The sequence below is a fragment of the Kitasatospora viridis genome (assembly GCF_007829815.1).
GTDB lineage: Bacteria > Actinomycetota > Actinomycetes > Streptomycetales > Streptomycetaceae > Kitasatospora > Kitasatospora viridis.
In genome coordinates, this window is sequence record NZ_VIWT01000004.1 from 77949 (window position 1) to 101708 (window position 23760).

The window sequence follows — 23760 nt, forward strand, 5'->3', positions numbered from 1 at the left end:
CATTAAGCGGAGGGAGCTTGCAAGCCCCTTCACCGACGAACCCCCACGGAGGACGCAGGGATGGAAGAGACCATGACCATGGCGCCGGAGCGGCCGGTGCCGCCAGAGGTGCTCAGCGGCCGGCGCTGGACGGTGGCCGCGACCGCGCTCGCGGCGGCGATGATGACCCTGGACATCACGGTGGTGAACGTCGCGCTGCCCCGGATCGGCGCGGACCTGCACACCTCGCTGGAGAGCCTGCAGTGGGTGGTCAGCGCCTACACCCTGGCCTTCGCCGCGCTGCTGCTCACCGCCGGCTCGGTCTCCGACCGGATCGGTCGGCGGCGGATCTTCCTGGCCGGCGTGGCAGTCTTCACCGCCGCCTCGGCCAGCTGCGCCCTCGCCCCCTCGGTCGGCCTGCTGATCGCCGCCCGGGCCGCCCAAGGCGTCGGCGGCGCCCTCGCGTTCGGCACGGCGCTGGCGCTGATCGCCGGCGCCTACCAGGACGCGCCGGCCCGCACCAGGACCACCGCGATCGGCCTCTTCACGGCCGGCGGCGCGGTTTCGGCCGCGCTCGGTCCGCTGATCGGCGGCTCGATCGTGCAGTGGCTGAGCTGGCCGTTCCTGTTCGCCGTCAACGTGCCGATCGGGCTCTTCGTGCTGTTCGTCACCGCGCGCCGGGTGCCCGAGAGCGTCGCCGCCGGGGCGGCGGGCCGGATCGACTGGGCCGGCGCGGTGCTCGCCGTGCTCGCCCTCTTCGCGCTCAACTACGGCCTGCTGACGGGAGCTCAGCAGAGCTGGAGCCGGCCGGACGTGCTGGCCGCGCTGATCGCCGGCTCGCTGCTGGCCGTGGCCTTCGCCGCCGTGCAGTGGCGGCTCGGCCCGGCCGCGATGCTGGACCTGCGGCTGTTCACCGTCCCCACCTTCAGCGGGGCGGTGCTGCTCAGCTTCGCCGCCCGGATCTTCAGCTTCGGCCTGCTCCCCTTCCTGACCCTGTGGCTGGGCGGCATGCTCGGGCTCTCGCCGTTCCGGGTCGGGCTGGTGCTGCTCGCCCAGTCGGCGGCCCTGGTGGTGACGGCGGCGGTGAGCGGCCGGCTGGTCAAGGTGCTGCCGGTCTCCCGGGTGCTCGCCCTGGGCACGGCCGTGGTCGGCGTCGGGATGTTCCTCGGCACCGGGCTCGGCCCGGCCGACGGCTGGACCGCCGTGCTGCCGACCCTGCTGCTGCTCGGCGCCGGGGCCGGTCTGACGATGCCCCACCTGCTCTCACTGGCGGTCGAGGTGGTCCCGCCCGACCAGGCCGGCACCGCCTCCGGCACGGCGAACACCTTCTTCCCGCTCGGCACGGCCGCCGGGGTGGCCGGCTTCGGCACCCTGCTGACGGCCAAGGTGAACACCGTGCTCTCCGGCCCCGCGCTCGCCAGGCTCCAGGTGCCGCAGGCCGACGGCGCGCCGCTGCGCCGGCTGGTCGCCGCGGGCCAGTTCGACGCGCTGCGCGCCGCCGCGCCGGCCGCCACCCGCGAGCAGGTGGTGGGCCTGGCCCGCTCCGCCTACACCGGGGCGCTCTCCACGGTCTTCCTGGTCGCCGGGATCGCCGCCCTGCTGGCGGCGGCCGCCAGCCTGGTGCTGGTGCGCGAGCGGGACCTGAGGTCCGATAGCAGCGGGTGACCCACTCGATCGGCCGCGACGCCGCGCGGCACCTCGACGCTGCTGTTGAGCTGATCGCGCACCCGAGCGAGAGAAGGAGATCAGCCATGGCAGTGCTACTGCAGCTCGACTTCCCCGGCGTGACCGCGGAACAGTACGACGAGGTGGACAAGCGAGCGGGCTCGCGCGCCCCGCAGGCCCCGGACGGGCTGCTGTTCCACAGCGCCATCGTGTCCGGCGAGGGCCTGCACGTGGTCGACCTGTGGGAGTCCCGCGCGAAGCTCGACGCGTTCATGGGACGGATGCTGCCGATCACCAAGGAGGCGGGCTTCCCGGACCCGAAGGGCGCGCCGAAGGTGACCGAGGTGCACCACCACTTCGTTCGGCGGTAGAGGCAACAGCGAGAGGCTTCCGTGCACGGCTCGTGCACGGAAGCCTCTCGCTGTGCTGCCTAATGCCGCGTCAGGCAGCGGCGGCGGATCACCGCGACCACGCGCTCGGGCTGCTCCGTGAGGTAGAAGTGCCCGCCCGGGAAGGCCTCCAGGTCGAACTCGGCGCGGGTCCAGCGCGCCCAGCCGGCCGCCTCCCGCTCCGTCAGCTCGCCGTCCTCGCGGCCGATCAGCGCCGTCACCGGGCACGGCAGCAGGCCGCTCGGGGTGGCCGGGTAGTTCTCGATCAGCCGGTAGTCGGCCCGCACGGCCGGCAGCACCAGCTCCCGCAGCTCCGGGATCGCCAGGGCGGCGGCGTTGCTGCCGCCGAGGCGCAGCAGCTCGGCGCAGAGCGCGTCGTCGTCCAGCCGGTGCACCGCCCCGCCGCGGTGGTGCTGCGGTGCCTCGCGGGCCGAGACGAAGAGGTGGACGGGCGCCCGGTGGCCCTGGCGGACCACCTCCAGGGCGAGCTCGTGCGCCACCGCCGCGCCCATGCTGTGCCCGAAGACGGCCCACGGCCGGTCGAGCAACGGCGCTAGCACTCCGGCGAGTTCGCCGACCAGCCCGGCCAGGTCGGCCGGTTCGGGATCGTCCAGCCGGTCCTCCCGCCCGGGCGGGCAGGCCAGCAGCAGGTCCACCTGCGCCGGCAGCAGCGAGCTCCAGCTTCGGAACAGCCCGGGCGAGCCGCCCGCGTGCGGCAGGCAGAGCAGCCGCAGCTCGGCGTCGGGCCGGGGTCGGGGTCGGCGCAGCCAGTGCTGAGCGGGCATCAGTGCGGTCCTCGGGTCGAGCGGGCGGACGAGGTCGGAGAAGTCGGAGAGGTCGGAGAGATCGGCAACTCCGGCACGGCGGCCAGCAGTTCGGCCGTCACCGGGTGGGTCGGGTTGGTCAACAGGCGCTCGGTCGGCCCGTGTTCGCGGATCCGGCCGTCGGCCAGCACGGCGAGCCGGCCGCCGAGGCGGGCGGGCACCGTCAGGTCGTGGGTGACCACGACCAGCGCGATCCGCAGCTCCCGGCGCAGCTCGTCGAGCAGGCGCAGCACGGTGTCGGCGGTCGGCGCGTCCAGCGCGCTGGTCGCCTCGTCGCACAGCAGCACGGCCGGTTCGGCGGCCAGCGCCCTTGCCAGTGCCACGCGTTGGCGCTGCCCGCCGGAGAGCTGGGCGGGCCGGCGTTCGGCGTGCTCGGCGGTCAGGCCGACCCGGTCGAGCAGCCGGTGCACCTCCGCGCGCCGGGCCCGCGGGTCCAGCTCCGGGCGGTGGCGGGCCAGCGGGCGGGCGATGATCCGGCCCACCGGGTGGCGCGGGTTGAGCGAGTCGTGCGGGTCCTGCGGCACCAGCTGGAGGCGGCGCAGCTGCGCCGCCGTGCGGTCGCGCAGCCGGGCCGGCACGGGCGCGCCGTCCAGCTGGAGGTGCCCCGACCAGTCCGGGTGCAGCCCGGTCAGGCAGCGCAGCAGGGTGGTCTTGCCGCCGCCAGAGGGGCCGACCACGCTGAGGCACTCGCCCGCCCGGACCGTCAGCTCCACCTCCCCCAGCACCGCCCGGGGGCCGCGCAGGGCCCGGAGGCCACGGACCGTCAGGACGGGCCGGGCGGTCTCCTCGGCGGCCGGGCCCCGCCAGCTCGCCCGGGCCGCCTCGACCAGCCGGCGCGCGGTCGGGCCGGCCGGGTCGGCGAGCAGACCGGCGACCGGTCCGCGCTCCACCACCCGGCCGCCGTCGAGCACCGCGATCTCGTCGGCCACCCCGGCGACCTGGGCCAGGTCGTGGCCGACCAGCAGCACGGCCGGTCCGCCGTCGGCCCGCAGCTCCTTGAGGTCGGCGAGCAGCGCGGCGGCGGTGGCCGGGTCCAGGGCGCTGGTCGGCTCGTCCAGCACCAGCAGGTCGGGCCGGTGGGCGAGCGCGGCGGCCAGCGCCACCCGCTGGCGCTGGCCGCCGGAGAGCTGGTGCGGGTAGCGGCGCAGGAAGGCGTCGTCGTCCGGCAGTCGGACCATCCGCAGGGCGGCCCTGATCCGCTCGGGCCGCTCGGCGGCCGGCACGGCGCGGGCCCGCAGGAACTCGCCGAGGTGGCGGCCGATCCGCATGGTCGGCGCGAGCGAGGTGCGCGGGTCCTGCGGCACGTAGCCGGCGTGCTCGCGGCGCAGTCGGCGCAGCTGACGGTCCGGCAGGTGCAGCACCTGACGGCCCATCAGGTGCAGTTCTCCGCCGGCGAGCGCGAGCCCGGGCCGCAGTTCGCCGAGCGCGGCCAGCGCGAGCGTGGTCTTCCCGCTGCCGGAGGGGCCGACCAGGGCCAGCACCCGGCCGGGCGCGAGGTCGAGGTCGATCCCGTCCAGCACGGTGCGCCCGCCCGCCGTCACCGTGAGGCCGCGCACCCGCAGCACCGCGCCCGTCTCCAGCGGCGCGGCCGGGCCGGTGCGGCGCCGTCGGGCCACCGCCGGGAACGCGGCGTCCACCAGCAGGTTCGCCGAGAGCAGCAGCGCCAGCACGCCGATCGCCGGCACCGCGACCGCGAGCGGTTGCAGGGCCAGCCCGTCCCGGTTCTCCAGGATCATCAAGCCCCAGTCGGCGGCCGGTGGTTGGGCGCCGTAGCCGAGGAACCCGGCGGTGGCGACCACGAACACGGCGCCGACGAACCGCACCGCGGCGTCGGCGGCGAGCACCGGCGCGAGGTTGGGCAGCACCTCCCGGAACAGCAGGTAGGCCGTGCCCTCCCCGCGCGCCGCGGCCGCCTCGACGTAGTCGTGCTGGAGCGCCTGCAGGGTGGCGGCGCGGACCAGCCGGACGATCTCCGGCAGCAGCACGACCGCGGCGGCCGCGCCGACGCCGAGCGCGCCCCGGCCGAGCGCGACCACGGTGAGGCTGAGCAGCAGCAGGGCCGGCAGGCTGAGCAGCACGTCGGCGCTCCAGCGCACCGCCCGGTCCAGCCGGCCGCCGCGCAGCGCGGCGGCCATGCCGGCCGTCCCGCCGATGCCGTAGCCGGCGGCGAGCGCGGCCAGCGAGAGCAGCACCAGCGACCGCCCGCCGGCCAGGAAGCGGCTGAGCACGTCCGCGCCGAGGTGGTCGGTGCCGAGCGGCGCGGCGCCGCCGGCCGGCGCGTACGGCATGTCCAGCACCTCGCCGGGCGGGTGCGGCGCCAGCACCGGGCCGAGCAGCGCGAGCAGCACCACCGCGAGCAGTGCGCCGCCCGCCAGCAGGGTCCGCCACCGCGGTATTCGGAATTCGGTCAACTGTGGCTCCTGGCAGCGGGGTTCAGTGCGTTGGCGAGCAGGTCGGCGAGCAGGTTGAGGGTGATCGTCAGGCCGGCCACCAGCAGCGTGACGCCCTGCACCACCGGCACGTCCCGGCTCGCGGTGGCGTCCACCAGAGCGGCCGCCAGGCCCGGGTAGCCGAACAGGGTCTCGGCGACCAGGGTGCCGCCGAGCAGGTAGGCGAGGTAGCGGGCGAAGACCGGCACGGCGGGCACCACGGCGGCCGGCAGCACCCAGCGCAGCAGCACCCGGTGTTCGGGCAGGCCGCCGAGCCGGGCGGTGCGGACGGCCTCGGAGCCGTTCGCCTCGATCACCCCGGCGCGGACCAGCCGGACGTTCTGCGCCAGGCAGGCCGAGAGCAGGGTGAGCACGGGCAGCACCAGGATCTGCGGCTGGGTCAGCGGGCTCTGCCCGGCCGAGGGCACGGAGACCGAGGGCAGCAGGCCGAGGCCGACGGCGAGGACCAGCACCAGCAGCGTGCCGGTGACGAACTCGGGCAGGCTGACCAGCGCCAGGGTCGCCGTGGAGACCACCCGGTCGGCCGCCCGCCCGGCCCGCACCCCCGCCCACAGGCCCAGTCCGAGCGCCGAGGGCACCAGCAGCACGGCGGCGACCGCGCCGAGCAGCAGCGAGTTGCCCGCCCGCTCGGCGATCAGGTCGGCGACCGGGCGGCCGCTGGCGTAGGAGGTGCCGAGGTCGCCGTGCAGCGCGCGCCAGAGCCAGTGGCCGTACCGGCTCCAGGCCGGCTGGTCCAGCCCGAGCCGGTGCCGCAGTTCGGCGACCTGGGCGGGCCCGGCCCGGCCGCCGAGCCGGGCCGACGCCGCGTCACCGGGCGCCAGCGCGGTGGCCGCGAACACCAGGACGGAGGCGGCCAGCAGGGTCCCGGCGGCCGCGGCCAGGCGGCGCAGCGCACCGCTCACGCGAGGAAGGCGTCGCGCAGGCACGGGTAGTCGAACACGCCGCGCGGCTGGATGCCGTGCACGGCCGGGGTCGAGGCGGCGAGCGGGGGGATCCGGGCGAAGACCGCGTCGCCGCCGTGGTCGTAGAGGTAGTGCTGGACGTCGTGCACCGCGCTGGTGCGCCGGTCGTCGCCGACGGCGGTGTGCATGGCGGCCAGCAGGCCGGTCAGCGTGGGGTCGGCCGGGCCGGTGAACGGGTACATGGCCTGCGGCCCGTAGTACATGGACAGTTGCAGCGGCAGCGGCTGGGCGTGGTAGAGGTTGGTCTGCAGCGGGGTGCTGAGCAGGGTCTTGACGTCGGCGTAGTAGTCGGCGGCCGGGACCTTGTCCACCGCCACCTGGATGCCCGCCGCCTGGGCCTGCTGCACGAAGGCGCTCGCGCTCTCCAGCGTGCCGTACTCGTAGTCGCTGGTGCGCAGCGAGAGCTTGCCGCCGGGGAGGAGCCGCCTGGCCTGGTCGGGGTCGTGGGGGCGGGCCGGCAGGGTGGTGTCGTACCAGGTCTGGTACTTGCCGAGCGCGTCACCGGCCACCTCGCCGTAGCCGAGGGTGACGGTGCGGACCATGGCGTCCCGGTCGATCGCCAGCTTCAGCGCCTGGACGGCCTCGGGCTTGGTGAACGGGTCGGTGCCCAGGTTCATGGTGAAGGCCAGGTCGCTCCAGAGCTCCTTGGGGGCGGTGAGCACCCGCAGCGCCTTGTTGTCCTGCTCGGCGCGGGCGGTGGCCAGGGTGAGGCCGCCGGCGTAGTCGAACTGACCGGCCTTCAGGCCGTTCAGCCGGGCGCCCGCGTCGGCGACCGAGAAGAGCTCGATCCGGTCCAGGTAGGGGCCGCCGTTGGCCGCGTCCCAGTAGTCGGTGCGGGCGGTGAGCAGGCTGCTGGCGCCGGCGCTCCAGCTCTTCAGCAGGAACGGGCCGGAGCCGAGGGCGTGCGCGAAGTCGCTGGTGCCGTCCGGGAAGACGAACATCGACTGAGCCAGCACCAGGTCGAAGAACCCGTCCGGGGCCTTGAGTTGGAGGTCCAGGGTGCGCGGGTCGCGGACGGCGGAGGCGTTCGGGTCGAGGCCGCCGAGCACACCGGCCTGCACGGTCGGGTTGGCGGCCAGCGTGCGGAGGCTGAACAGCACGTCCTGGGCGGTGAGTTGGCGCCCGTCGCTGAAGCTGACGCCGGCCCGCAGCTTGACCGTCCAGCGGCTGGCGTCGGCGTTCGGCTCGACCGACTCGGCGAGCCGCCAGATCACCTTGCTGCCGTCGAGCTCGCCGAGGGTGTCCCAGATCAGCCGGGCCCGCACGTAGTCGACGGCGCTGCCGGTGGCCTGGAGCACGTTGGTGGACTCGGCGCTGGATCCGGCGAAGGCGGCCCGCAGCTTTCCGCCGCGCTTCGGCGCCACGGAGGCGGTCGGCGCGTCGGCATCCAGTGCCGCGGGGTGCGCGGCGCCGGAGCCGCAGGCGGCCAGCAGGCCGGCGCCGGCCGCGGCGCCGAGGCCGGCACCGACGGTGCGCAGCAGGGTTCTACGGGATATCCGGGGTGCGGTCACAGTGGTCCTCGTTCACGGTTCAGGGGCGCGCCGGAGCGGCGGTGGCGGGTGCGAGGGCCACTCTAAATGAAAACGGATTTCATTTCACTATTGGCCCTGCCCCGCCGTCCGCCGCCCACCCCACCGCCCGCAGCGCCTGTGACCGCGCGGCTCAGGCGTCAGGGATCAGGAGACCGTCCGCTCCGGCGCGAGCGAGTTGCCCGCCGGGATGTGCCCGCAGTCGGACGGGGCCGGCCTGCCCGCGAAGCGGTCGTTCAACCAGGAGGCCGCGTTGAGCGCCCAGGCCGGCGCCGTGCCGAAGTGGCTGAGCAGGTCGTACTGGTCGTACTTGATCGAGCGGTTGCCGGTGGCGCAGTACTGGTTGGCCAGCGCCCGCACGTCGCCGGCGACCATCACGCCGTCGCCGGTGCCGATGCCGGACGGGTTGGCGAACGTCCCCTCCAGCACGCCCCCGTCGCCCTGGGCGATGTAGCCGGGGATGGTCGGAGTCGGGGCCGAGCCCAGGTTGATCTTGTTCACCACGTCGACGAAGGCGGCCACCGAGTCCGGGTCGGCGTACTGGGGCTTGGCCATCTGCTGCCAGGTCAGACCCGGGTAGTGGCCGAGCGCGTCGAGCAGCGAGCCGTTCTGCAGCCGGTCGTAGATCTGCAGGCCGTAGCCGTTCAGGTAGGGCGTCAGGTCGACGCCGTAGGAGCGGGAGACCCCGATGATCGACATCGGGATGACGCCGGACCAGACCAGCGAGCCGTTGACGTACTTCAGGTTGTGCGCCGGGTCGACGAGCACCCCGCCCTCGGCGAAGCCGACCAGGTTCTTGTTGACGTCGGGCGCGTAGCCCGGGGCGAGCGCCGAGGCCCAGTCGGTGGCGATGGAGCCGCCGGAGTAGCCCATCAGGCCGAACTTCGTCGCGCCGTTCAGGCCGGTCGCCGGGGAGCTGGTCGCGGCCCGGATCGAGTCCAGGGTGTTGAAGGCGTACTCCGGGCCGGCCGCGAAGTCCGCACCCTGGCCCTCGGTGTCCGGGATGACGAGGTTGTCGCCCTGCAGCAGCAGCGCCGAGAGGGCGACGGACTCGAAGTTGGCGATGGTGCCGCCGAGCGTCACGTTCCCGGCGATGGCCCGGGACGGTTCGTCCTGCGGGTTCAGGGAGTCGTAGAACGACTGGTAGGAGACCGCCGTCGTGGTGTTGCCGGTGAGGCTGCGCACCACCGAGGTCACGTTCGCGGCCGGTCGGCCCTGCGCGTCGGTGGTGCGGTAGAGCAGCTGGATCGCGGTGACCGGCGTGGGGATGCCCTCGATGTGGTAGTGCAGGGTCCGGGTCTTGAGCACGGTGCCCGGTGCGAAGGAGGACAGCGGCGCACTGCCGGTGTAGGTGGCGAAGGAATCGCCCGTACTGCCGCTCGCGGTCGCGGCCCAGGCGCCCGGGGCGGCGGCCAGGGCCGTCACCGTGGCGGCGGCCACGGCGACGGCCAGGCGGCGGACGGAGTTTCTGGACATGGCTTTCCCCCGAGGTAGTGAGGCGGGTCACACTCCTGACTGGCGAGTAAGTTACCAATGGGTAAAGCGTCCGTACAGAGAGATGACACGGCATCCTGTGGGCACTTGGTGAAGGACCGTCGGGCCGGCCCCGCCCACCGGATCCTGACGGCGGCTCAGCCGGTCCGGCTCGGCAGCCCGTTCTCGGCGTGCCCGGTGAAGCGGCGCAGGAAGGTCGGGTCGGTGTTCACCGTGACCGAGAGGTCGTACCAGCCGTCGAAGGAGAGCAGGTCCCAGCTGTCGGTGGTCGAACCGCCGGCCGGGACGGCGTACGTCCAGGGCCCGTCGCCCCGGTACTGGTTGGCGGTCACGGTGATGGTGACAGGCTGGGCGGAGGCGTTGGCCAGCACCAGTTGCAGGCGGGGCGCGGCGGTGTAGGAGGCGGTGACCTCCACGCCCGCGCCGGGGCTGTTTGCGTCGCCGGCGAACTGCCAGCGGAACCGGTTGGGGCCGTGGACGGCGATGTCGTACTCGCCGCCGCCGTAGGCCTGGACGTGCCAGGTGTCGCTGACCGTCGCGCCGGCCGCCACGTCGTAGCCCCAGGGCCCGTCGGTCTGCCCGTCGGCCCGGTAGGCCGCCAACTGCACCGCGGCGGCGCCCTGGTTGGCGAAGGTGGTGGTGAGGAGCTGCCGGTCGGCGCTGAGCGAGGCCGCGGCCAGCGGCTGGTACGGCAGCGGCCGGGCGGGCCGGGTCCCCGGGTCCTGCGCGGGCGCGGCGGTCGGGCCGGTCGCGGGCGGGGCGGCGGCGGGCAGGCCCTTCTCGGGGTCGTCGGGGTCGCCGGGCGCGATGGCGTGATCGGGCATCACGGGCAGGCCGGTGGGCACGGCCGGGTCGGCGGCGGTGAAGTCGAAGCAGCTGGTCAGGTCGCCGCAGACCGAGCGCCGCCACGGCGAGATGTTGGGGAACGGCTGGTCGGGGTGCTTCCAGGTCTCGATGAAGCGGATCACCGAAGTGTGGTCGAACACCTGGGAGTTGACCCAGCCGCCCTTGCTCCAGGGGGAGATCACCGTCATCGGCACCCGGGCGCCCAGCCCGATCGGCAGGCCGCCCACGTACTCGTCGGTGGCGCCGGCCGGCGGCATCGGCGGCGGCACGTGGTCGAACATGCCGTCGTTCTCGTCGTAGTTGATCAGCAGCACGGTGGAGGACCAGAGCTCCTGGTCGGCCCACAGCGCCTTCAGCACCTCCTGGATGTAGACCGCCCCGTTGAGCGGGCGCCCGGCCGGGTGCTCGCAGTAGCCGGAGGGGGCGACGATCCAGGAGACCTCGGGGAGGGTGCCCGCCGCGCAGTCGGCGGTGAAGGCGGAGAGCACGTGCGCCGGATCCTTGCCGAGGCCGGAGTCCGGCTGCCACGGGGTGATGCCGGCCTTCTGGGCCAGGGCGGAGTTGGCCGGGTCGTGGAACGCGCTGAACAGCCAGAGCGGGTTGTCCCCGTAGTCGCCGACCCAGGGGTGGTTGCCGTCGTCGCCGACCTCGTTGTTGGCGTAGACCCGCCAGCTGACGCCGCGCTGCTCCAGGAACTCGGGATAGGTCTGCCAGGAGTAGACCGGCTGGTAGTCCGCCGGGTTGTTGTTGCCCGGGCCGCCGTGCTGCCCGGCCGCGTCGATGGTGCCGGAGAACAGGTAGACCCGGTTGGGGGTGGTCGGGCCCTGCACCGAGCAGTGGTAGTGGTCGCAGATGGTGAAGGCGTCGGCGAGCGCGCGGTGGAACGGGATGTCCTGCTCGGTGAGGTAACCCATCGTCATCTCGCCCTTGGCGGCGATCCACTGGTCGCACCTGCCGCCGTCGATCGCCTGGTGCTGGTCGCTCCAGGCGTGCGGCAGGTAGTCGTCGTCCTGGCCGTCGACCTGGGTGGTGTTGATCCGGAACGGCAGCAGGTGGCCGTCCGACCGGCTCGCGGAGGGCTGGTGGAACACGTCCAGCCCGTTCGGCATGGTCACCGCGGTGCGGTCGCCGAAGCCCCGGACGCCGCTCATCGTGCCGTAGTAGTGGTCGAAGGAGCGGTTCTCCTGCATCAGCACGACGACGTGCTTGACGTCAGCCAGGGATCCGGGCACGGACGGGGCGGCCAGCGCCTGCGCCATGCCGGGCGGCAGCACGGACAGGGCGCCGGCGGCGACGGCTCCGCCGAGGAAGCGGCGACGGGTGAGGGGGAAGCCTGGCTCGGTCACGTGACCGACCTCCATCTGACGACTGTGGGGGGATGGGTCGTTCCGGGTGCTGCGTGGGCATCACGGGCCGCCCGCCGACGCGCTGTTGGGGGTGCGCGTGGGCGGCGGGACTCGCGGAGTGGGTGACATAATCTGCTCATTGAAGGCGTCTAGTCAACAGAACTGCGCAGTAACTGCTCAGGGAATGCTCAGCCTCGCGTGTCTGCGTCGGCGGGGTGCGGGCCTCGGGCATGATCGACCCCGTGATGGACCCCGTGATCTGCTCCGTGATCGGCTCGTCTCGCACCGATGGGTGCTGAAGGGTGCGGCTGTCGGCTGCCGGGTGGTGGCAGCAGGCCGTGGTGGACACCGGGCGACTGCCGCTGCTGGCCGCGCTGCTCGCGTTCCTGCTCACGTTCCTGGTGACCCGGGGCATCACCCGGCTGATCCGGGCCGGCCGGGGGCCGTTCCGCGACAACGTCACTCCCGGCGGCGTCCACATCCACCACGCGGTGCCCGGGGTGCTGCTCATGGTGGCCGGGGGCTTCGCGCTCGCCGCCATCCCCGGCACGGGCGCGGCCAAGATCGCCGCCTGCATGGTGTTCGGTGTCGGGACCGGGCTGGTGCTCGACGAGTTCGCACTGATCATCCACCTCGCCGACGTCTACTGGACGGACGAGGGGCGCGCCTCGGTCGAGGCGATCACGCTGACCACCGCGGCGTTGCTGATGGTGCTGCTCGGCAGCGTGCCGTTCGGGATCGGCGACGCCGGGCAGCGCGCGACGGTGGGCTGGACGGTGTGGATCCTGGCGATCGTCGCCGACCTGCTCTACACGGTCGTCGCGTTCGCCAAGGGCAAGATCCGGATGGGTGTGCTCGGCCTGTTCGTCCCGGTCATCGGACTGGTCGCCGCCGTCCGGCTGGCCCGTCCCGCCTCCCCCTGGGCCAAGCGGTTCTACGCGGACAAGCCGGCCAAGCTCGACCGCGCCACCCGGCAGACCGCACGCCACGACGGCCACTGGCAACGGCTGTTGACACGCGTCCAGGACTGGATCGCCGGCGCCCCGGACCGGGGTGGCCCCGGCCGGGGTGGCGGCTGACGTCAACACACGGGCTCAGGACGGCTCGGCCGCCGAGACGGTGATCACCCGCTTGGCGAAGTAGGCGGGGCGGACCAGCGAGTAACCGATCATCACCAGCGCGCCGAACAGCAGCGATCCGATGCCGATCACCGAGACCCGCCCGACCTGCCCGAGCAGCGGCAGGTCGACACTGCCGGTGCCGTAGCCCGGGTCGGCGTAGACGAAGAAGGCGGCGTAGACGAACAGCCCGAACAGGATCAGCGCGCCGAGGCCCGGCAGGATGCCCTTGAACCAGAGGTCGCGGGCGCTGCGGGTGAGCACCCTGCGGTAGTACCAGACGCAGGCGGCGCCGGTCAGGCCGTAGTAGAAGGCGATGGACAGGCCGATCGAGCCGATCGAGTCGGTGAGCACCGCCGTGCTGACCTTGCTGAGGACCACGTAGAAGACCGCCGAGACCACGCCCATGCCGACGGTCGACCAGGTGGGCGTCAGGTACTTGGCGTGGATCCGGGCGAACCGCGCCGGGATCGCCTTGTGGGCGGCCATCGACAGGGTGGTCCGAGCGGTCGGCAGGATCGACGTCTGGGTGGAGGCGGCCGAGGAGGTGAGCACCATGAAGATGAGCAGCTTGGAGAGGAACCACCCGATCCCGTGACTGCCGAACACCTCGTTGCCCAGGCCCGACAACACGTCACCGGCGTTCGCCTTGTTGGCCAGGCCGGTCCCGCTGGTGCCGATGCCCGCGAAGGCCTGTGCCGAGGTGGAGACCACGGCGTAGATCACCAGCAGCAGCACGGTGGAGATCACCGCGGCCCGCCCCGGGGTGCTCGCCCGGCTCTCGGTCTCCTCGTTGACCGAGACGGCGGTGTCCCAGCCCCAGTAGATGAAGATCGCGGCCAGGATGCCCTTCGTGAAGGCGCTGGGCGAGTCGATGTTCAGCGGGTTGAACCAGGAGAGCGCGATGTGCGCGGAGCCGGCGGCGGCGTGACCGGTGTACACCTTGGCCAGGGCGACGACCGAGAGCACCGCCAGCATCACGACCTCGATGCCCAGCAGGACCTTCTGCAGCGCGGCGGAGATCTCGATGCCGATGTAGCAGAGCCAGGTCATCAGCACGATCCAGACGACACCGGCCGTGGTGGTCCACAGCGTGCTGCTCGCCAAGCCGTTGGCGCCGATCAGCTCGAAACCGTACTGGCCCGCGATCTGCGCCAGGTTGGCGAGCACGATGACGTCCGCGGCGATGATGCCCCAGCCGCCCATCCAGCCGGTGCGCGGCCCGAACGCCCTGGCCGCCCAGGTGAAGGTGGTGCCGCAGTCCGGGTCGGCCGCGTTCATCTCCCGGTAGGCGTAGGCGATCAGCAGCATCGGGATGAAGGCGAGGATCATCACGATCGGCGACTGGAGCCCGACTCCGGCGACCACCAGGCCGAGGGTGGCCGCGAGGCTGTAGGCGGGGGCGGTGGAGGCGAGGCCGATGGCGACGCTGGAGGCCAGGCCGAGCGCGCCGTCCTTGAGTCCCTTGCCGCCGCTGGCGCCGCTGGGCGGGTCGGTCGGCGAACTGATCGAAGTGGAAGACATTGACCTCTCCGGATGTGGGGGGCATCGGACGGAAAGCGGGGAGAGTTAACTACCACTGAACAAATTGTTCGAGGAAGTTACCACCGGCCATCCTGGCGAACAAGCGGCGGAGGACTCGACTCGGTGTCGGCCCGGTGACGGTCCGGGAGCGGGTTCACGAGGAGGCAAGTCGACCGAGCTATCGGACAGTTGATCGACCGTCCGACCCGGACCGCACCGGAGGGACCGGTCGGTGAACACCACTGAATAGGATGTTCGGCGAGGCGGTCCAGATCAGGTGGCGAAGGGGGCGGGATGACACAGGTGGCCTCTCCGGACGCCCCGGCCCCGGGCGGCCGGGACCCGCACGTGGGCACCCGGGTGCGCGAGTACCGGCTGATGCGGCGGCTCACGCTGCGCGCGCTCGGCAAGGCGGCCGGGGTGAGCCCCAGCTTCCTCAGCCAGCTGGAGAACGGCCGCACCGACGCCAGCGTCGGCTCGCTGCGCCGGATCTCCATGGCCCTGGGCGTCAGCATGGCCGACCTGTTCGAGCCCGCGCCGCGCGCCTGGCACGCGGTGCTCCGGCGCGCCGACCGGCCGCAGGTCGAAGTCACCGCCGGGTCGCGGAAGTTCATGATCGCGCAGCCGCCGCTGCGTCACCTGGAGATCTACACGGGCGAGTTCGGCCCCGGCGGCTCCACCGGCGACGGCCAGTACACCCACGGGGACGCCCAGGAAGTACTGCTGGTGATCTCCGGCGAGGTCACCCTGGAGCTGTCCGAGGAGCGCCACACCCTGCGCACCGGGGACAGCATCGAGTACGCCACCTCGACCCCGCACCGCCTGGTCAACTCGGGCCAGGGACCGGCCGAGGTGCTCTGGGTGATCAGCCCGCCGACACCGGACGAGGTGCCGAGCACCTAGCCCCGGCCGCTGAGATGACGCAGCCGGGGCGGGAACGGGTCCGGTCAGGAGGTGAGGCGGGCGAGTAGCTCCGGGTGGTCGGCCAGGGCGCTGGCGAGCGCCTGCTGGGAGCGGGGCCGGTAGTGGTCGGCGTCCACGGCGGGCCAGTCGATCGGGCCGAACGGCGGCTCCGGGTCGTACTCGATGAGCAGCTGGATCTCCCGCGCCAGCTCCTCGCCGGCCACCCGCGCGACCAGTTGGAGCGCCATGTCGATGCCGGCCGAGACGCCCGCGGCGGTGACGTAGCGGCCGTCCTCGACCCAGCGCTGCGCCACCGGCGTCGCACCGAAGCGGGTCAGCAGGTCGCGGTACCACCAGTGGGTGGTGGCCCGGCGGCCCTCCAGCAGGCCGGCGGCACCCAGCAGCAGCGAGCCGGTGCAGACCGAGCCGACCAGGTGGGCCCCGTCCGCCGCCTTCCGCAGGCGCGCCAGCAGGCGCTCGTCGGCCAGCGCCTTGAGCGTCGGTTCCAGGCCGCCGGGGACCACCAGCACGAACGGCTCGGGGACCTCGTCGAAGGTGTGGCTCGGCACCACCGCGAGCGGGGTGTCGGTGTCCACCGGCTCGACCCGCTCGCCGAGCACCACCGTGCGGAAGCCCGGCGCCAGCTGCTCCAGCGCGGAGCAGACCTGCAACGGGCCGGCCAGGTCGAGCAGGGTCAGGCCCGGGTAGACGGCGAAGGCGATGGTCCGGAGCGGGGTCTGCTCCATGGCGTCCTCGGACACGGTTCGGCTCCTCGGTGTGGTGGGTGACGGTGGGTCGGGCGGCCTGCGCGGACCGCCCGACCCACCGTCACCCACCGCACCCGCCACCCCCGGCCGGACCGGGCTGTCCTGTCCGGAATCCTGCGATCCCTGTCCGCCGGACGCGGCGGCGTAGGCTGAGCGCCATGCCCGCCCCCGCCCGACAGGTCGTCATCATCGGCTACGACCGCTCCGAACTCCTCGACATCGCCTGCGTCAGCGACACCCTGGACGCCGCCAACCGACTCGGCGCGGACCCCGCCTACCGGGTCCGGCTGGCCTCCGTGCGCGGCCGCCCGGTGCGGTCGTCCGGCGGGCCGGCGCTGATGAGCCAGGCCGCCGTCGAGAAGGTCCGGGGCCCGCTCGACACCCTGGTGATAGCCGGCGGGATCGGCCACCTCGCCGCCGCAGCCGATCCCGAACTGCTGGAGCAGATACGACGGTTGGCGCCGACGAGCCGCCGGGTGGCCTCGGTGTGCACCGGGGCGGGCGTGCTGGCCGCGGCCGGCCTGCTCGACGGGCGCCGCGCCACCACCCACTGGTCGTACGCCCGCGAGCTCGCCGCCCGGTACCCGCAGGTCGCGGTGGACCCGCGCCCGCTGTACCTCGTCGACGGCCCGGTCTGGACCTCGGCCGGGGTGACCAGCGCCCTCGACCTGGCGCTGGCCCTGGTGGAGGACGACCACGGGCCCGAGCTGGCCCGCTCGATCGCCCGCTGGCTGGTCACCTACATGCAACGGCCGGGAAACCAGGCCCAGTTGTCGCCCTACGTGCAGGACGCGCCGCCGGCCCACCAGTTGCTGCGCCAGGTGGTGTGCTACATCGCCGGCCACCTGGACGCCGACCTGTCCGGCGCCGCGCTGGCCGCCCGGTGCGGGGTCAGCGAGCGGCACCTGTCCCGCCTCTTCCTCGACCAGCTCGGCGAACCGCCCGCCCGCTACGTGCGCACCGCCCGCGCCGAGGCCGCCGCGACCCTGCTGACCAGCACCGCGCTGCCGCTGACCGCGGTCGCCCGGCGCTGCGGGTTCCGCTCCACCGAGACGCTGCGCCAGGCCTTCCTGGCCCACTTCGGCACCACGCCCTCCGCCCACCGCAGCGCGCTGGGCCCGCGACCGGCGCAGCGGAGCGAACCGACGGTCAGCGGATCCGGTCGAGGTTCCACAGCGGCAGGTACTCGAAGAAGGTGACGGCCTCGTCCCGCCAGCGGGGCCGCCAGCCGGCGGCCTCGGCGGACGCCAGTTCCGCCAGGCGCCGCAGCTGCGCGCGCATGGTCTCCGGCACCCCGTGGCGCCGGGCGATCTCACGGACGGCGTCGACCTCCTCGGCCGAGCACTCTCCGTTCCCGAGCGCGGACTCCACCACGGCCCGCTCGGCGTCGGTGGCCACCCGCAGGATCGCGGCCACGGTGTAGTTGCGCCGCCCGTCCCGGATGTCGGTCCCGGTGGGCTTGCCCATCGTCGCGGGGTCCCCGAACAGGTCCAGGTAGTCGTCGCGCAGCTGCCCGGCGATGCCCGCCAGCCGGGCGTAGCGCCGCAGTTCGGTCTCGTAGCGGGCCGGCTGCCCGCCCGCGGCGAGCAGCCCGAGTTGCATCGGGGCCAGCACCGAGTAGCGCGAAGTCTTGTAGTCGGCCACGCAGTTCAGCACCTCCTCGTCCGGCACCGGGGTGAAGTCCCGTTCCATGTCGGCGATCTGGCCCAGGAACGTGGCCGAGGCCGCCCGCGTCTGGGCCTCGACCATCGCGTGGCGCACCGCGAGGGGGGCCTTGGCGTCGAGCAGCACCTGGAGGGAGAGGGCGAGCGCGAGGTCGCCGGCCAGCAGGGCCAGCCCGAGGGCGGTCTGCGGCCGGTCGGGGAACTGGTCGCGGTAGGCGTAGTAGGTCGACGGGCCGCCGCGGCGGGTGGGGCTGTCGTCGATGATGTCGTCGTGGATCAGCCCGTGGGTCTGCAGCAGTTCGACGCTCAGCGCGGCGGCGTCCAGCCCCTCGACGGGCTCGGCGGTCACCAGGCGAGCCGCCTCGAAGAGGAGCACCACCCGCATCCGCTTGCCCCCGCGCAGCGACAGCTCCCGCAGCAGCCGCACGCAGTCGGGCGTGAACCTGCTGAACGCGGGCATGTCGAGGTCGGCGCCCAGGCCCCGGAAGTACTCCTCGAAGAGCGCGCCGAACCGCTGCTCGTAGCCGGCGATGCGGGCCAGGATCTGTTCGACGGCGACGGGCGTCTCGGTCATGTGCGGGGCTCTCCTGTTCGGGGGTTGGGGACAGCCTCACAGAAATCGCGGCCCGATGCCCCGTCAGCCCAGCGCGCGGTCGAGGTTGAAGGCGGCGCTGATCAGCGAGAGGTGGGTGAAGGCCTGCGGGAAGTTGCCGAGTTGCTCGCCGGTGGGGCCGATCTCCTCGGCGAACAGGCCGAGGTGGTTGGCGTAGGTGAGCATCTTCTCGAAGGCGAGCCGGGCCTCCTCCAGCCGGCCGGCCCGGGCCAGGGCCTCGACGTACCAGAAGGAGCAGATCGAGAAGGTGCCCTCGGGGCCGCTCAGGCCGTCCGGGCTGGTGGCCGGGTCGTAGCGGTGGACCAGGGAGTCGGAGACCAGGTCGGCGGTGAGGGCGTCCAGGGTGGCGAGCCACTTGGGGTCGGTGGGCGAGACGAACTTGGCCATCGGCATCATCAGCAGCGAGGCGTCCAACTGGTCCTCGTCCAGCGCCTGGACGAACGCGCCTCGCCCGGTCGACCAGCCGCGCGCCATGATCTGCCGGTAGATCGCGTCCCGGCAGCCGCGCCAGCGGGGCAGGTCGGCCGGCAGGCCGCGGCGGTTGGCCATCCGGATCGCCCGCTCCAGCGCGACCCAGCACATCAGCCGCGAGTAGACGAAGTTGCGGCGGCCGCCGCGGGTCTCCCAGATCCCCTCGTCGGGCTGGTCCCAGTTCTCGCAGAGCCAGTCCGCCATCGCGCCGACCTCGTCCCAGCGCTCGCTGCTGATCGGCTGGCCCCACTTGTCGTACAGGTAGAGGGAGTCGATCAGGGCTCCGTAGATGTCCAGCTGGAGCTGGCCGGTGGCCGCGTTGCCGATCCGGACCGGCGCGGAGCCGAGGTAGCCCTCCAGGTGCGCCAGCTCCCGCTCGGGCAGTTCGCTGCGCCCGTCGATGCCGTACATGATCTGCAGCGGGCCGCCCGCGCCGGTGCCGCGCATGATGCCGCGCTCGCCGAGGAAGCCCATGAACGCCTCGGCCTCCGAGGTGAACCCCAGGCGCAGCATGGCGTAGAGGCAGAAGGCGGCGTCGCGGACCCAGACGTAGCGGTAGTCCCAGTTGCGCTCGCCGCCGAGCTGCTCGGGGAGGCTGGTGGTCGGTGCGGCGATGATCGCGCCGGTCGGCGCGTAGGTGAGGAGCTTGAGCACCAGCGCGGAGCGGTTCACCATCTCCCGCCAGCGGCCGTGGTACTGCGAGCCGGCCAGCCAGCGGCGCCAGAACCGCACCGTCGCGTCGGCCTGCTCCTCGGCCTCGGCCCGCGGACAGGCCCGGGTCGGCACCTCGTCGCCGATCTGGTCGAGTGCGAAGACGTTGGACTCGCCCTCCAGGAGCTTGAAGTGCGACCAGACGTCGGTGCCGTCGCTCTCCAGCGGGGCGGTGGAGGTCAGTGCGAGGGTGAGCGACGGGGCGCGGAAGACGGCGTGGTGGCCTTCGAGGTGGGTGGTGTGCGCCTCGGTGCCGTAGCCGAACCGCGGGGCGATCCTGGCCCGGAACGGGAGGGTGCCGCGCACGCACAGCACCCGGCGGATCAGCCGGTGCCGGGCCGCCTCGCGCGAGTCGTCGACCACCGGCATGAAGTCCTGGATCTCCGCCACCCCGTCGGCCGCGAAGAACCGGGTGATCAGCACGTTCGTGTCGGGGAAGTAGAACTGGCGGGTGCGGGTCGGGACTTCGGCGGCCAGCTCGAACGAGCCGCCCCGGTCGGCGTCGAGGATGGCCCCGAAGACGCTGGGCGCGTCGAAGCGCGGGCAGCAGTACCAGTCGATGGTGCCGTTCGTGCCGACCAGGGCGGCCGTGCGCAGGTCGCCGATCAGGCCGTGTTCGGAGATCGGTGTGTACCGGCCGCTGTCGCGGTAGGCGAAACCGGTCGTGTCGAAGCCGGTCGTGGAGAACGCCATGTCGGCCTCCCTGCCGCTGCGGCGCGCGGGCCCGGGGACGGAGCCTTCCTCCCATGCTAGTGCCGCGTCAGCCGACCGCCGGGTCGGTCGGGGGGTCGGTCGGGGGGTCGGCGCCCTGGGTGTCGCCGAGGCGGTCGAGCCGGTCGGCGGCGGGCGCGCGGCCGGCCAGGATGCGGGCCTCGGCGGCCGGGTCGCCGAGGGTGCGGGCGGCGGTGAGGGCGAGCCGGTAGCAGGTGGCGAGGTCGTCCAGGTGGCGGCGGAGCAGCAGGAAGGCGCCCTGGACGACCGCCAACTGCCAGACGGTCTCGTGCAGTCCGGCGCCGGCACTGGCCTGGAGCACGGCGGCGAGGTTCTTCCGCTCCTGGTCCAGCCAGTGGAGTCCGTCGGCGCGGGAGGCGAAGTCCAGGGGTGGCACCTCGGGCACCGAGGTGAGCACCGGGAGGTCGGTGGCGTCGATCGCGGTGGCCGCGTTGTGGGCCGTGTGCAGGGACCAGGTGGCCAGCCGGGCGAGCGCTCTGCCGCCGTCGCGTTCGCGGTCGGCCAGTTCGGCGGCGTAGCGGCGCAGCAGGTCGTGCAGTTCGTAGCGGCCGGACGTCTTCTGTTGCAGCAGGTGCTCGTCCTGGAGCAGTTCCAGCAGCGCCTCCGCGTCGGCGGGGGCGGTGCCGGCCAGCGCGGCGGCGGCGGGGACGGTCAGGTCGTGGCCCGGGTAGCGGCCCAGCAGGCGGAACAACCGGCGGGCGGGCTCGGGCAGTTCACGGTAGGAGAGGTCGAACACCGGCCGCAGCGACCGGCTGCCCGCGCGGGCCGCGTCCAGGCTGGCGGCCCGCAGGCGCGCGGCGAGGTCGGCCAGGCTCCAGGCCGGCCGGGCGCGCAGCCGGGAGGCGGCCAGCGAGACGGCCAACGGCAACAGGCCGCAGGCGTCGGCGATCTCCTCGGCCACCGCCGCCTCGGCGCCGACCCGGTCGTGGCCGGCGATCCTGGCCAGCAGTTCGACGGCCTCGGCGGGGCTGAACACGTCCAGCAGCCGTGGCGAGGAGCCGTCGAGCCCGGCGAGGCTGCGGCGGCTGGTGATCAGCACCAGGCAGCTGGCGGAGGCCGGGATCAGGCTGCGGACCTGCTCCTCGCCGGCGGCGTTGTCCAGCAGGATCAGCGCGTCCAGGCCGTGCATCCGGTCCCGGAACATGGCCGCCCGGGCGTCCTCCCCGTCGGGTATCTGGGCGGCCGGCACCCCGAGGGAGCGCAGGAAGGTGTCCAGCACGGCCGCCGGGGCGGCGGGCTCCTGGTCGGGTTCGAAGCCGCGCAGGTTCACGTAGAGCTGCACCTCGGCGTACCGTCCGGCGCCGACCAGCTTGTGCGCGGCGTGCAGCGCCAGTTGGGTCTTGCCGACGCCGGCCATGCCCTCGATGGTGAGCACCAGTGCGGCGGCCGGATCACGGGGCCTGGCCTGGCCGAGCAGCCAGGCCAGCTCCTCCTCACGTCCGGTGAACGTCGGCAGCGCGGACGGGAGTTGGCGCAGCACGCCGGTGGGTCCGCCGGTCTTGGCGTTGGCGTGCACTGTCACGCAGGCGGCCCGCCAGTGGGCCACGGCCGGCTCGTCGACGCCCAGCGCCCGGACTATCCCGACCACCAGGTCGATGTCCAGCCGGCGGCGGCGCAGCTGGAAGACGTCGGTGATGGTGGACTGCGACACCTGGCGCGCGGGCCGCAGCAGCGGGCCGACCCGTCTGGCGAGGGTGCGGTACGACGGCTGGCCGGCCCAGGCGCGCAGGTGTCCCAGCAGTCCGATGAACTCGGCCAGATCGGCGGCCCGGCGGGGATCCGGGGCAACCTCGTGTCGCAGCAGGCTCAAGAGTTGACTCCCCCCACTTCCGTCTTGATCACCGTCGACGAGTGTAGGTGCCCGGACTTGCCCGGGAAACTGTGCCGCGCTGGCCCCTTCCGGCCATTGTGATCAACGCCGGTGCGGGCGGCTGCGGCTGCTCAAGTGCGGCGGGACCTGGGCGTTTCCCGGTCCTCCCGGCGTCCCGGCCGACCGGGGCAGCCGGGGCACCACCGGAGTTCGGAGCACAGCGACGAGATCGGAGGGTGCAATGTCGGAGGGGGCGAGGGCGGTGCCGGGGCACACCGGTGACGGGCCCGTGCTGATCGGGGTGGTGGACGAGTGCCAGGCGACCGCGCTGGGGGTGGCGTCCTGGCTCGACGACCTGCCGGGGGCCCGGGTCGTGGTGGCCCCGCCGGAGCAGGTGGCGGAGCCGTACGGCCGGGTGGGGGCGCTGGCCGACGTGCTGGTGATGGAGCTGGTGTACCGGGGTCGGGCGCGGTTGCCGGACATCGGGCGGCTGGCGCACGCGGGCCGGGAGGTGGTGGTGTACACCCGCTCGGTCGACCGGCCGACCGCGGCGGCCGTGACCGGGGCGGGCGCGCTGTGCTGCGTCTCGACCACGGACGGGCGCGAGGCGCTGGTCCCGGTGCTCGCGGCCCTGCTCGCCGCGCGCGGCGACCGGGGGCCGCGGGCGGCGGGCGCCGAACCGGAACCGGAGCCGGAGGAGCGCGAGGAGCCGGAGCCGGAGCCGGAGCCGGAGCTGGAGGAGCGCCCGAGCCTGTCCGCGCGGGAGATCGACACCACCGTGCTGTGGCTGCGGTCGCCGTCGAAGCACGTGGTGGCGCGGCAGCTGCGGATCTCCCCGCACACGGTGGACATGTACCTGCGCCGGGTGCGGCACAAGTACGAGCAGGCGGGCCGGCCGGCGCACACCAAGGCGGAGCTGCTGACCCGGGCGATCGAGGACGGCCTGATCACGGTCGGCTGCGCGCCCGACTGAGCGGGTGTCACCTGGCCCCGTGTCACCTGAATGCGTGTCATGCCTGCGTCGGCATATGCCTTCTAAGGTCGTGTGCAGCGAAGCACTGCGAAACGTTGGTTGTCATGATCACGTCTATTTTAGGCAGGAGGTCAGATTGATCCACTTCGAGCAGACCGGCCGGGGCCCGGCGCTCGTCCTGGTTCCCGGACTCGCCGCCACCACCCGCTTCTTCGACCCGCTCGTCACCGACCTCGCCCGCGACCACCGAGTCATCACCCTGGACCTCGCCGGGCAGGGGCTGAGCCCGACCGGCGCACAGCCCTCGACCCTCGCCCGCGCCGTCCACGACCTGCGCGCCGTCCTGCTGGCGCTCGACGTGCGCGACGCCGTGCTGATCGGCTGGTCGCTCGGCGCGACCGTCGCCTACGGCTACCTGGAGCAGCACGGCGACGACCGGGTCACCGCGCTGGTCTCGGTGGAGCAGACGCCGCGCCTGCTGGGCGGCGACGACTGGGCCTACGGCGCCTTCGGCGGGCTGACCCCGCAGGCGGCCCGGGAGTTCGCCGACGCGCTGGGCGCCGGCGGGCGGGACGCGGTGGCGAACCTGGTGCGCGGCTCCTTCGCGGCCGGCTCCGAACCCGAACCGGCCCTGCTGGAGCACCTGGTGGCGCAGGGCGCGGCGAGCGACCCGGCCGCGCTGCGCTCGCTCTTCTCCGACGCGCTGGCCCAGGACTGGCGCGAGCGGATCACCGCCGTCACCGTGCCGACCCTGCTGGTGCACGGAGCGCGCAGCGCGGTCTACCCGCCCGCCGTCGCCGACTGGCTGGCCGCGGCCCTGCCGGACGCCGCGGTGGCGCCGTTCCCGGACAGCGGGCACCTCCCGTTCCTGGAGGAGACCGAGCGGTTCGCCGCCGTGGTGCGCGGGTTCGCCGCCCGGCACACGGGCCGCCCGCACGCGGACCAGCAACGAACGGACCGTCAGACCTCGACCCGTTAGGGGATCCACAC

The 23760-nt window shown here is 73.7% G+C and carries 18 protein-coding genes; 7 read left to right on the forward strand and 11 right to left on the reverse strand.

Features of this window, described 5'->3' with window-relative positions:
* Positions 1 to 60: 60 nt before the first annotated feature.
* The gene (locus FHX73_RS34080) at positions 61 to 1644 is read left to right on the forward strand and encodes an MFS transporter (RefSeq protein ID WP_145909867.1); all 1584 of its coding nucleotides are present in this window, start codon (positions 61 to 63) and stop codon (positions 1642 to 1644) included.
* Positions 1645 to 1730: 86 nt separating this feature from the next.
* Entirely contained in the window at positions 1731 to 2015 is a 285-nt protein-coding gene (locus tag FHX73_RS34085; protein ID WP_145909868.1) for a hypothetical protein, read from the forward strand.
* A gap of 59 nt (positions 2016 to 2074) precedes the next feature.
* On the opposite strand, the gene FHX73_RS34090 is transcribed toward FHX73_RS34085, so the two are convergent.
* From FHX73_RS34090 to FHX73_RS34115, 6 genes are all read right to left on the reverse strand, one after another.
* A complete protein-coding gene (locus FHX73_RS34090; RefSeq protein ID WP_145909869.1) occupies positions 2075 to 2818 on the reverse strand; it encodes a thioesterase II family protein in 744 nt (247 codons plus the stop codon).
* Positions 2818 to 5268 (reverse strand): ABC transporter ATP-binding protein/permease, encoded by a 2451-nt coding sequence (locus FHX73_RS34095; RefSeq protein WP_246214064.1) that lies wholly within the window; start codon positions 5266 to 5268, stop codon positions 2818 to 2820. Before FHX73_RS34095 ends, FHX73_RS34090 begins: the two co-directional genes overlap by 1 nt.
* Positions 5265 to 6209: an ABC transporter permease gene (locus FHX73_RS34100; protein ID WP_145909870.1), complete on the reverse strand. Its 945-nt coding sequence runs from the start codon at positions 6207 to 6209 to the stop codon at positions 5265 to 5267. The genes FHX73_RS34095 and FHX73_RS34100 overlap by 4 nt, the downstream gene beginning before the upstream one ends.
* Entirely contained in the window at positions 6206 to 7780 is a 1575-nt protein-coding gene (locus FHX73_RS34105; RefSeq protein WP_145909871.1) for an ABC transporter substrate-binding protein, read from the reverse strand. The genes FHX73_RS34100 and FHX73_RS34105 overlap by 4 nt, the downstream gene beginning before the upstream one ends.
* A 165-nt stretch (positions 7781 to 7945) precedes the next feature.
* Positions 7946 to 9274, reverse strand: coding sequence for a lipase family protein (locus FHX73_RS34110; RefSeq protein WP_145909872.1), 1329 nt, complete (start codon positions 9272 to 9274; stop codon positions 7946 to 7948).
* A gap of 155 nt (positions 9275 to 9429) precedes the next feature.
* Positions 9430 to 11484 (reverse strand): phosphocholine-specific phospholipase C, encoded by a 2055-nt coding sequence (locus FHX73_RS34115; RefSeq protein ID WP_211786423.1) that lies wholly within the window; start codon positions 11482 to 11484, stop codon positions 9430 to 9432.
* A gap of 302 nt (positions 11485 to 11786) precedes the next feature.
* On the opposite strand from FHX73_RS34115, the gene FHX73_RS34120 reads away from it, so the two are divergent.
* On the forward strand, positions 11787 to 12563 hold the full coding sequence (locus FHX73_RS34120) for a hypothetical protein (RefSeq protein WP_246214065.1): 777 nt from the start codon (positions 11787 to 11789) through the stop codon (positions 12561 to 12563).
* A gap of 15 nt (positions 12564 to 12578) precedes the next feature.
* On the opposite strand, the gene FHX73_RS34125 is transcribed toward FHX73_RS34120, so the two are convergent.
* Positions 12579 to 14126 (reverse strand): APC family permease, encoded by a 1548-nt coding sequence (locus FHX73_RS34125; protein ID WP_145909874.1) that lies wholly within the window; start codon positions 14124 to 14126, stop codon positions 12579 to 12581.
* Between the two features lie 294 nt (positions 14127 to 14420).
* Here FHX73_RS34125 and FHX73_RS34130 point away from each other — a divergent pair, with 294 nt between their 5' ends.
* Positions 14421 to 15029: a helix-turn-helix domain-containing protein gene (locus FHX73_RS34130; protein WP_145909875.1), complete on the forward strand. Its 609-nt coding sequence runs from the start codon at positions 14421 to 14423 to the stop codon at positions 15027 to 15029.
* Positions 15030 to 15073: 44 nt separating this feature from the next.
* Here the strand turns inward: FHX73_RS34130 and FHX73_RS34135 are convergent, their stop codons facing one another.
* Complete coding sequence (locus FHX73_RS34135; protein ID WP_246214066.1) at positions 15074 to 15790, reverse strand: DJ-1/PfpI family protein; 717 nt, start codon at positions 15788 to 15790, stop codon at positions 15074 to 15076.
* A 164-nt stretch (positions 15791 to 15954) separates the two neighbouring features.
* Between FHX73_RS34135 and FHX73_RS34140 the strand changes: the two genes are divergently transcribed.
* Positions 15955 to 16995 carry a GlxA family transcriptional regulator gene (locus FHX73_RS34140; protein ID WP_145909876.1) on the forward strand — a complete coding sequence of 347 codons (1041 nt, stop codon included), beginning with the start codon at positions 15955 to 15957 and terminating at the stop codon, positions 16993 to 16995.
* Here the strand turns inward: FHX73_RS34140 and FHX73_RS34145 are convergent.
* The 3 genes from FHX73_RS34145 to FHX73_RS34155 form a co-directional block, all read right to left on the reverse strand.
* Positions 16946 to 18034: a polyprenyl synthetase family protein gene (locus FHX73_RS34145; RefSeq protein ID WP_145909877.1), complete on the reverse strand. Its 1089-nt coding sequence runs from the start codon at positions 18032 to 18034 to the stop codon at positions 16946 to 16948. The two genes, FHX73_RS34140 and FHX73_RS34145, sit on opposite strands and share 50 nt — an antisense overlap.
* Positions 18035 to 18097: 63 nt before the next feature.
* Positions 18098 to 19948, reverse strand: a complete 1851-nt coding sequence (locus FHX73_RS34150) for a glycoside hydrolase family 15 protein (protein ID WP_145909878.1) — start codon at positions 19946 to 19948, stop codon at positions 18098 to 18100.
* Between the two features lie 67 nt (positions 19949 to 20015).
* Positions 20016 to 21797: an NB-ARC domain-containing protein gene (locus FHX73_RS34155; RefSeq protein WP_145909879.1), complete on the reverse strand. Its 1782-nt coding sequence runs from the start codon at positions 21795 to 21797 to the stop codon at positions 20016 to 20018.
* A 241-nt stretch (positions 21798 to 22038) separates the two neighbouring features.
* Here FHX73_RS34155 and FHX73_RS34160 point away from each other — a divergent pair, with 241 nt between their 5' ends.
* Together FHX73_RS34160 and FHX73_RS34165 are read left to right on the forward strand one after the other, a co-directional pair.
* Positions 22039 to 22770, forward strand: a complete 732-nt coding sequence (locus FHX73_RS34160) for a helix-turn-helix transcriptional regulator (RefSeq protein ID WP_145909880.1) — start codon at positions 22039 to 22041, stop codon at positions 22768 to 22770.
* Between the two features lie 136 nt (positions 22771 to 22906).
* Positions 22907 to 23749, forward strand: coding sequence for an alpha/beta fold hydrolase (locus FHX73_RS34165; RefSeq protein WP_170305201.1), 843 nt, complete (start codon positions 22907 to 22909; stop codon positions 23747 to 23749).
* The last annotated feature ends 11 nt before the right edge of the window (positions 23750 to 23760 follow it).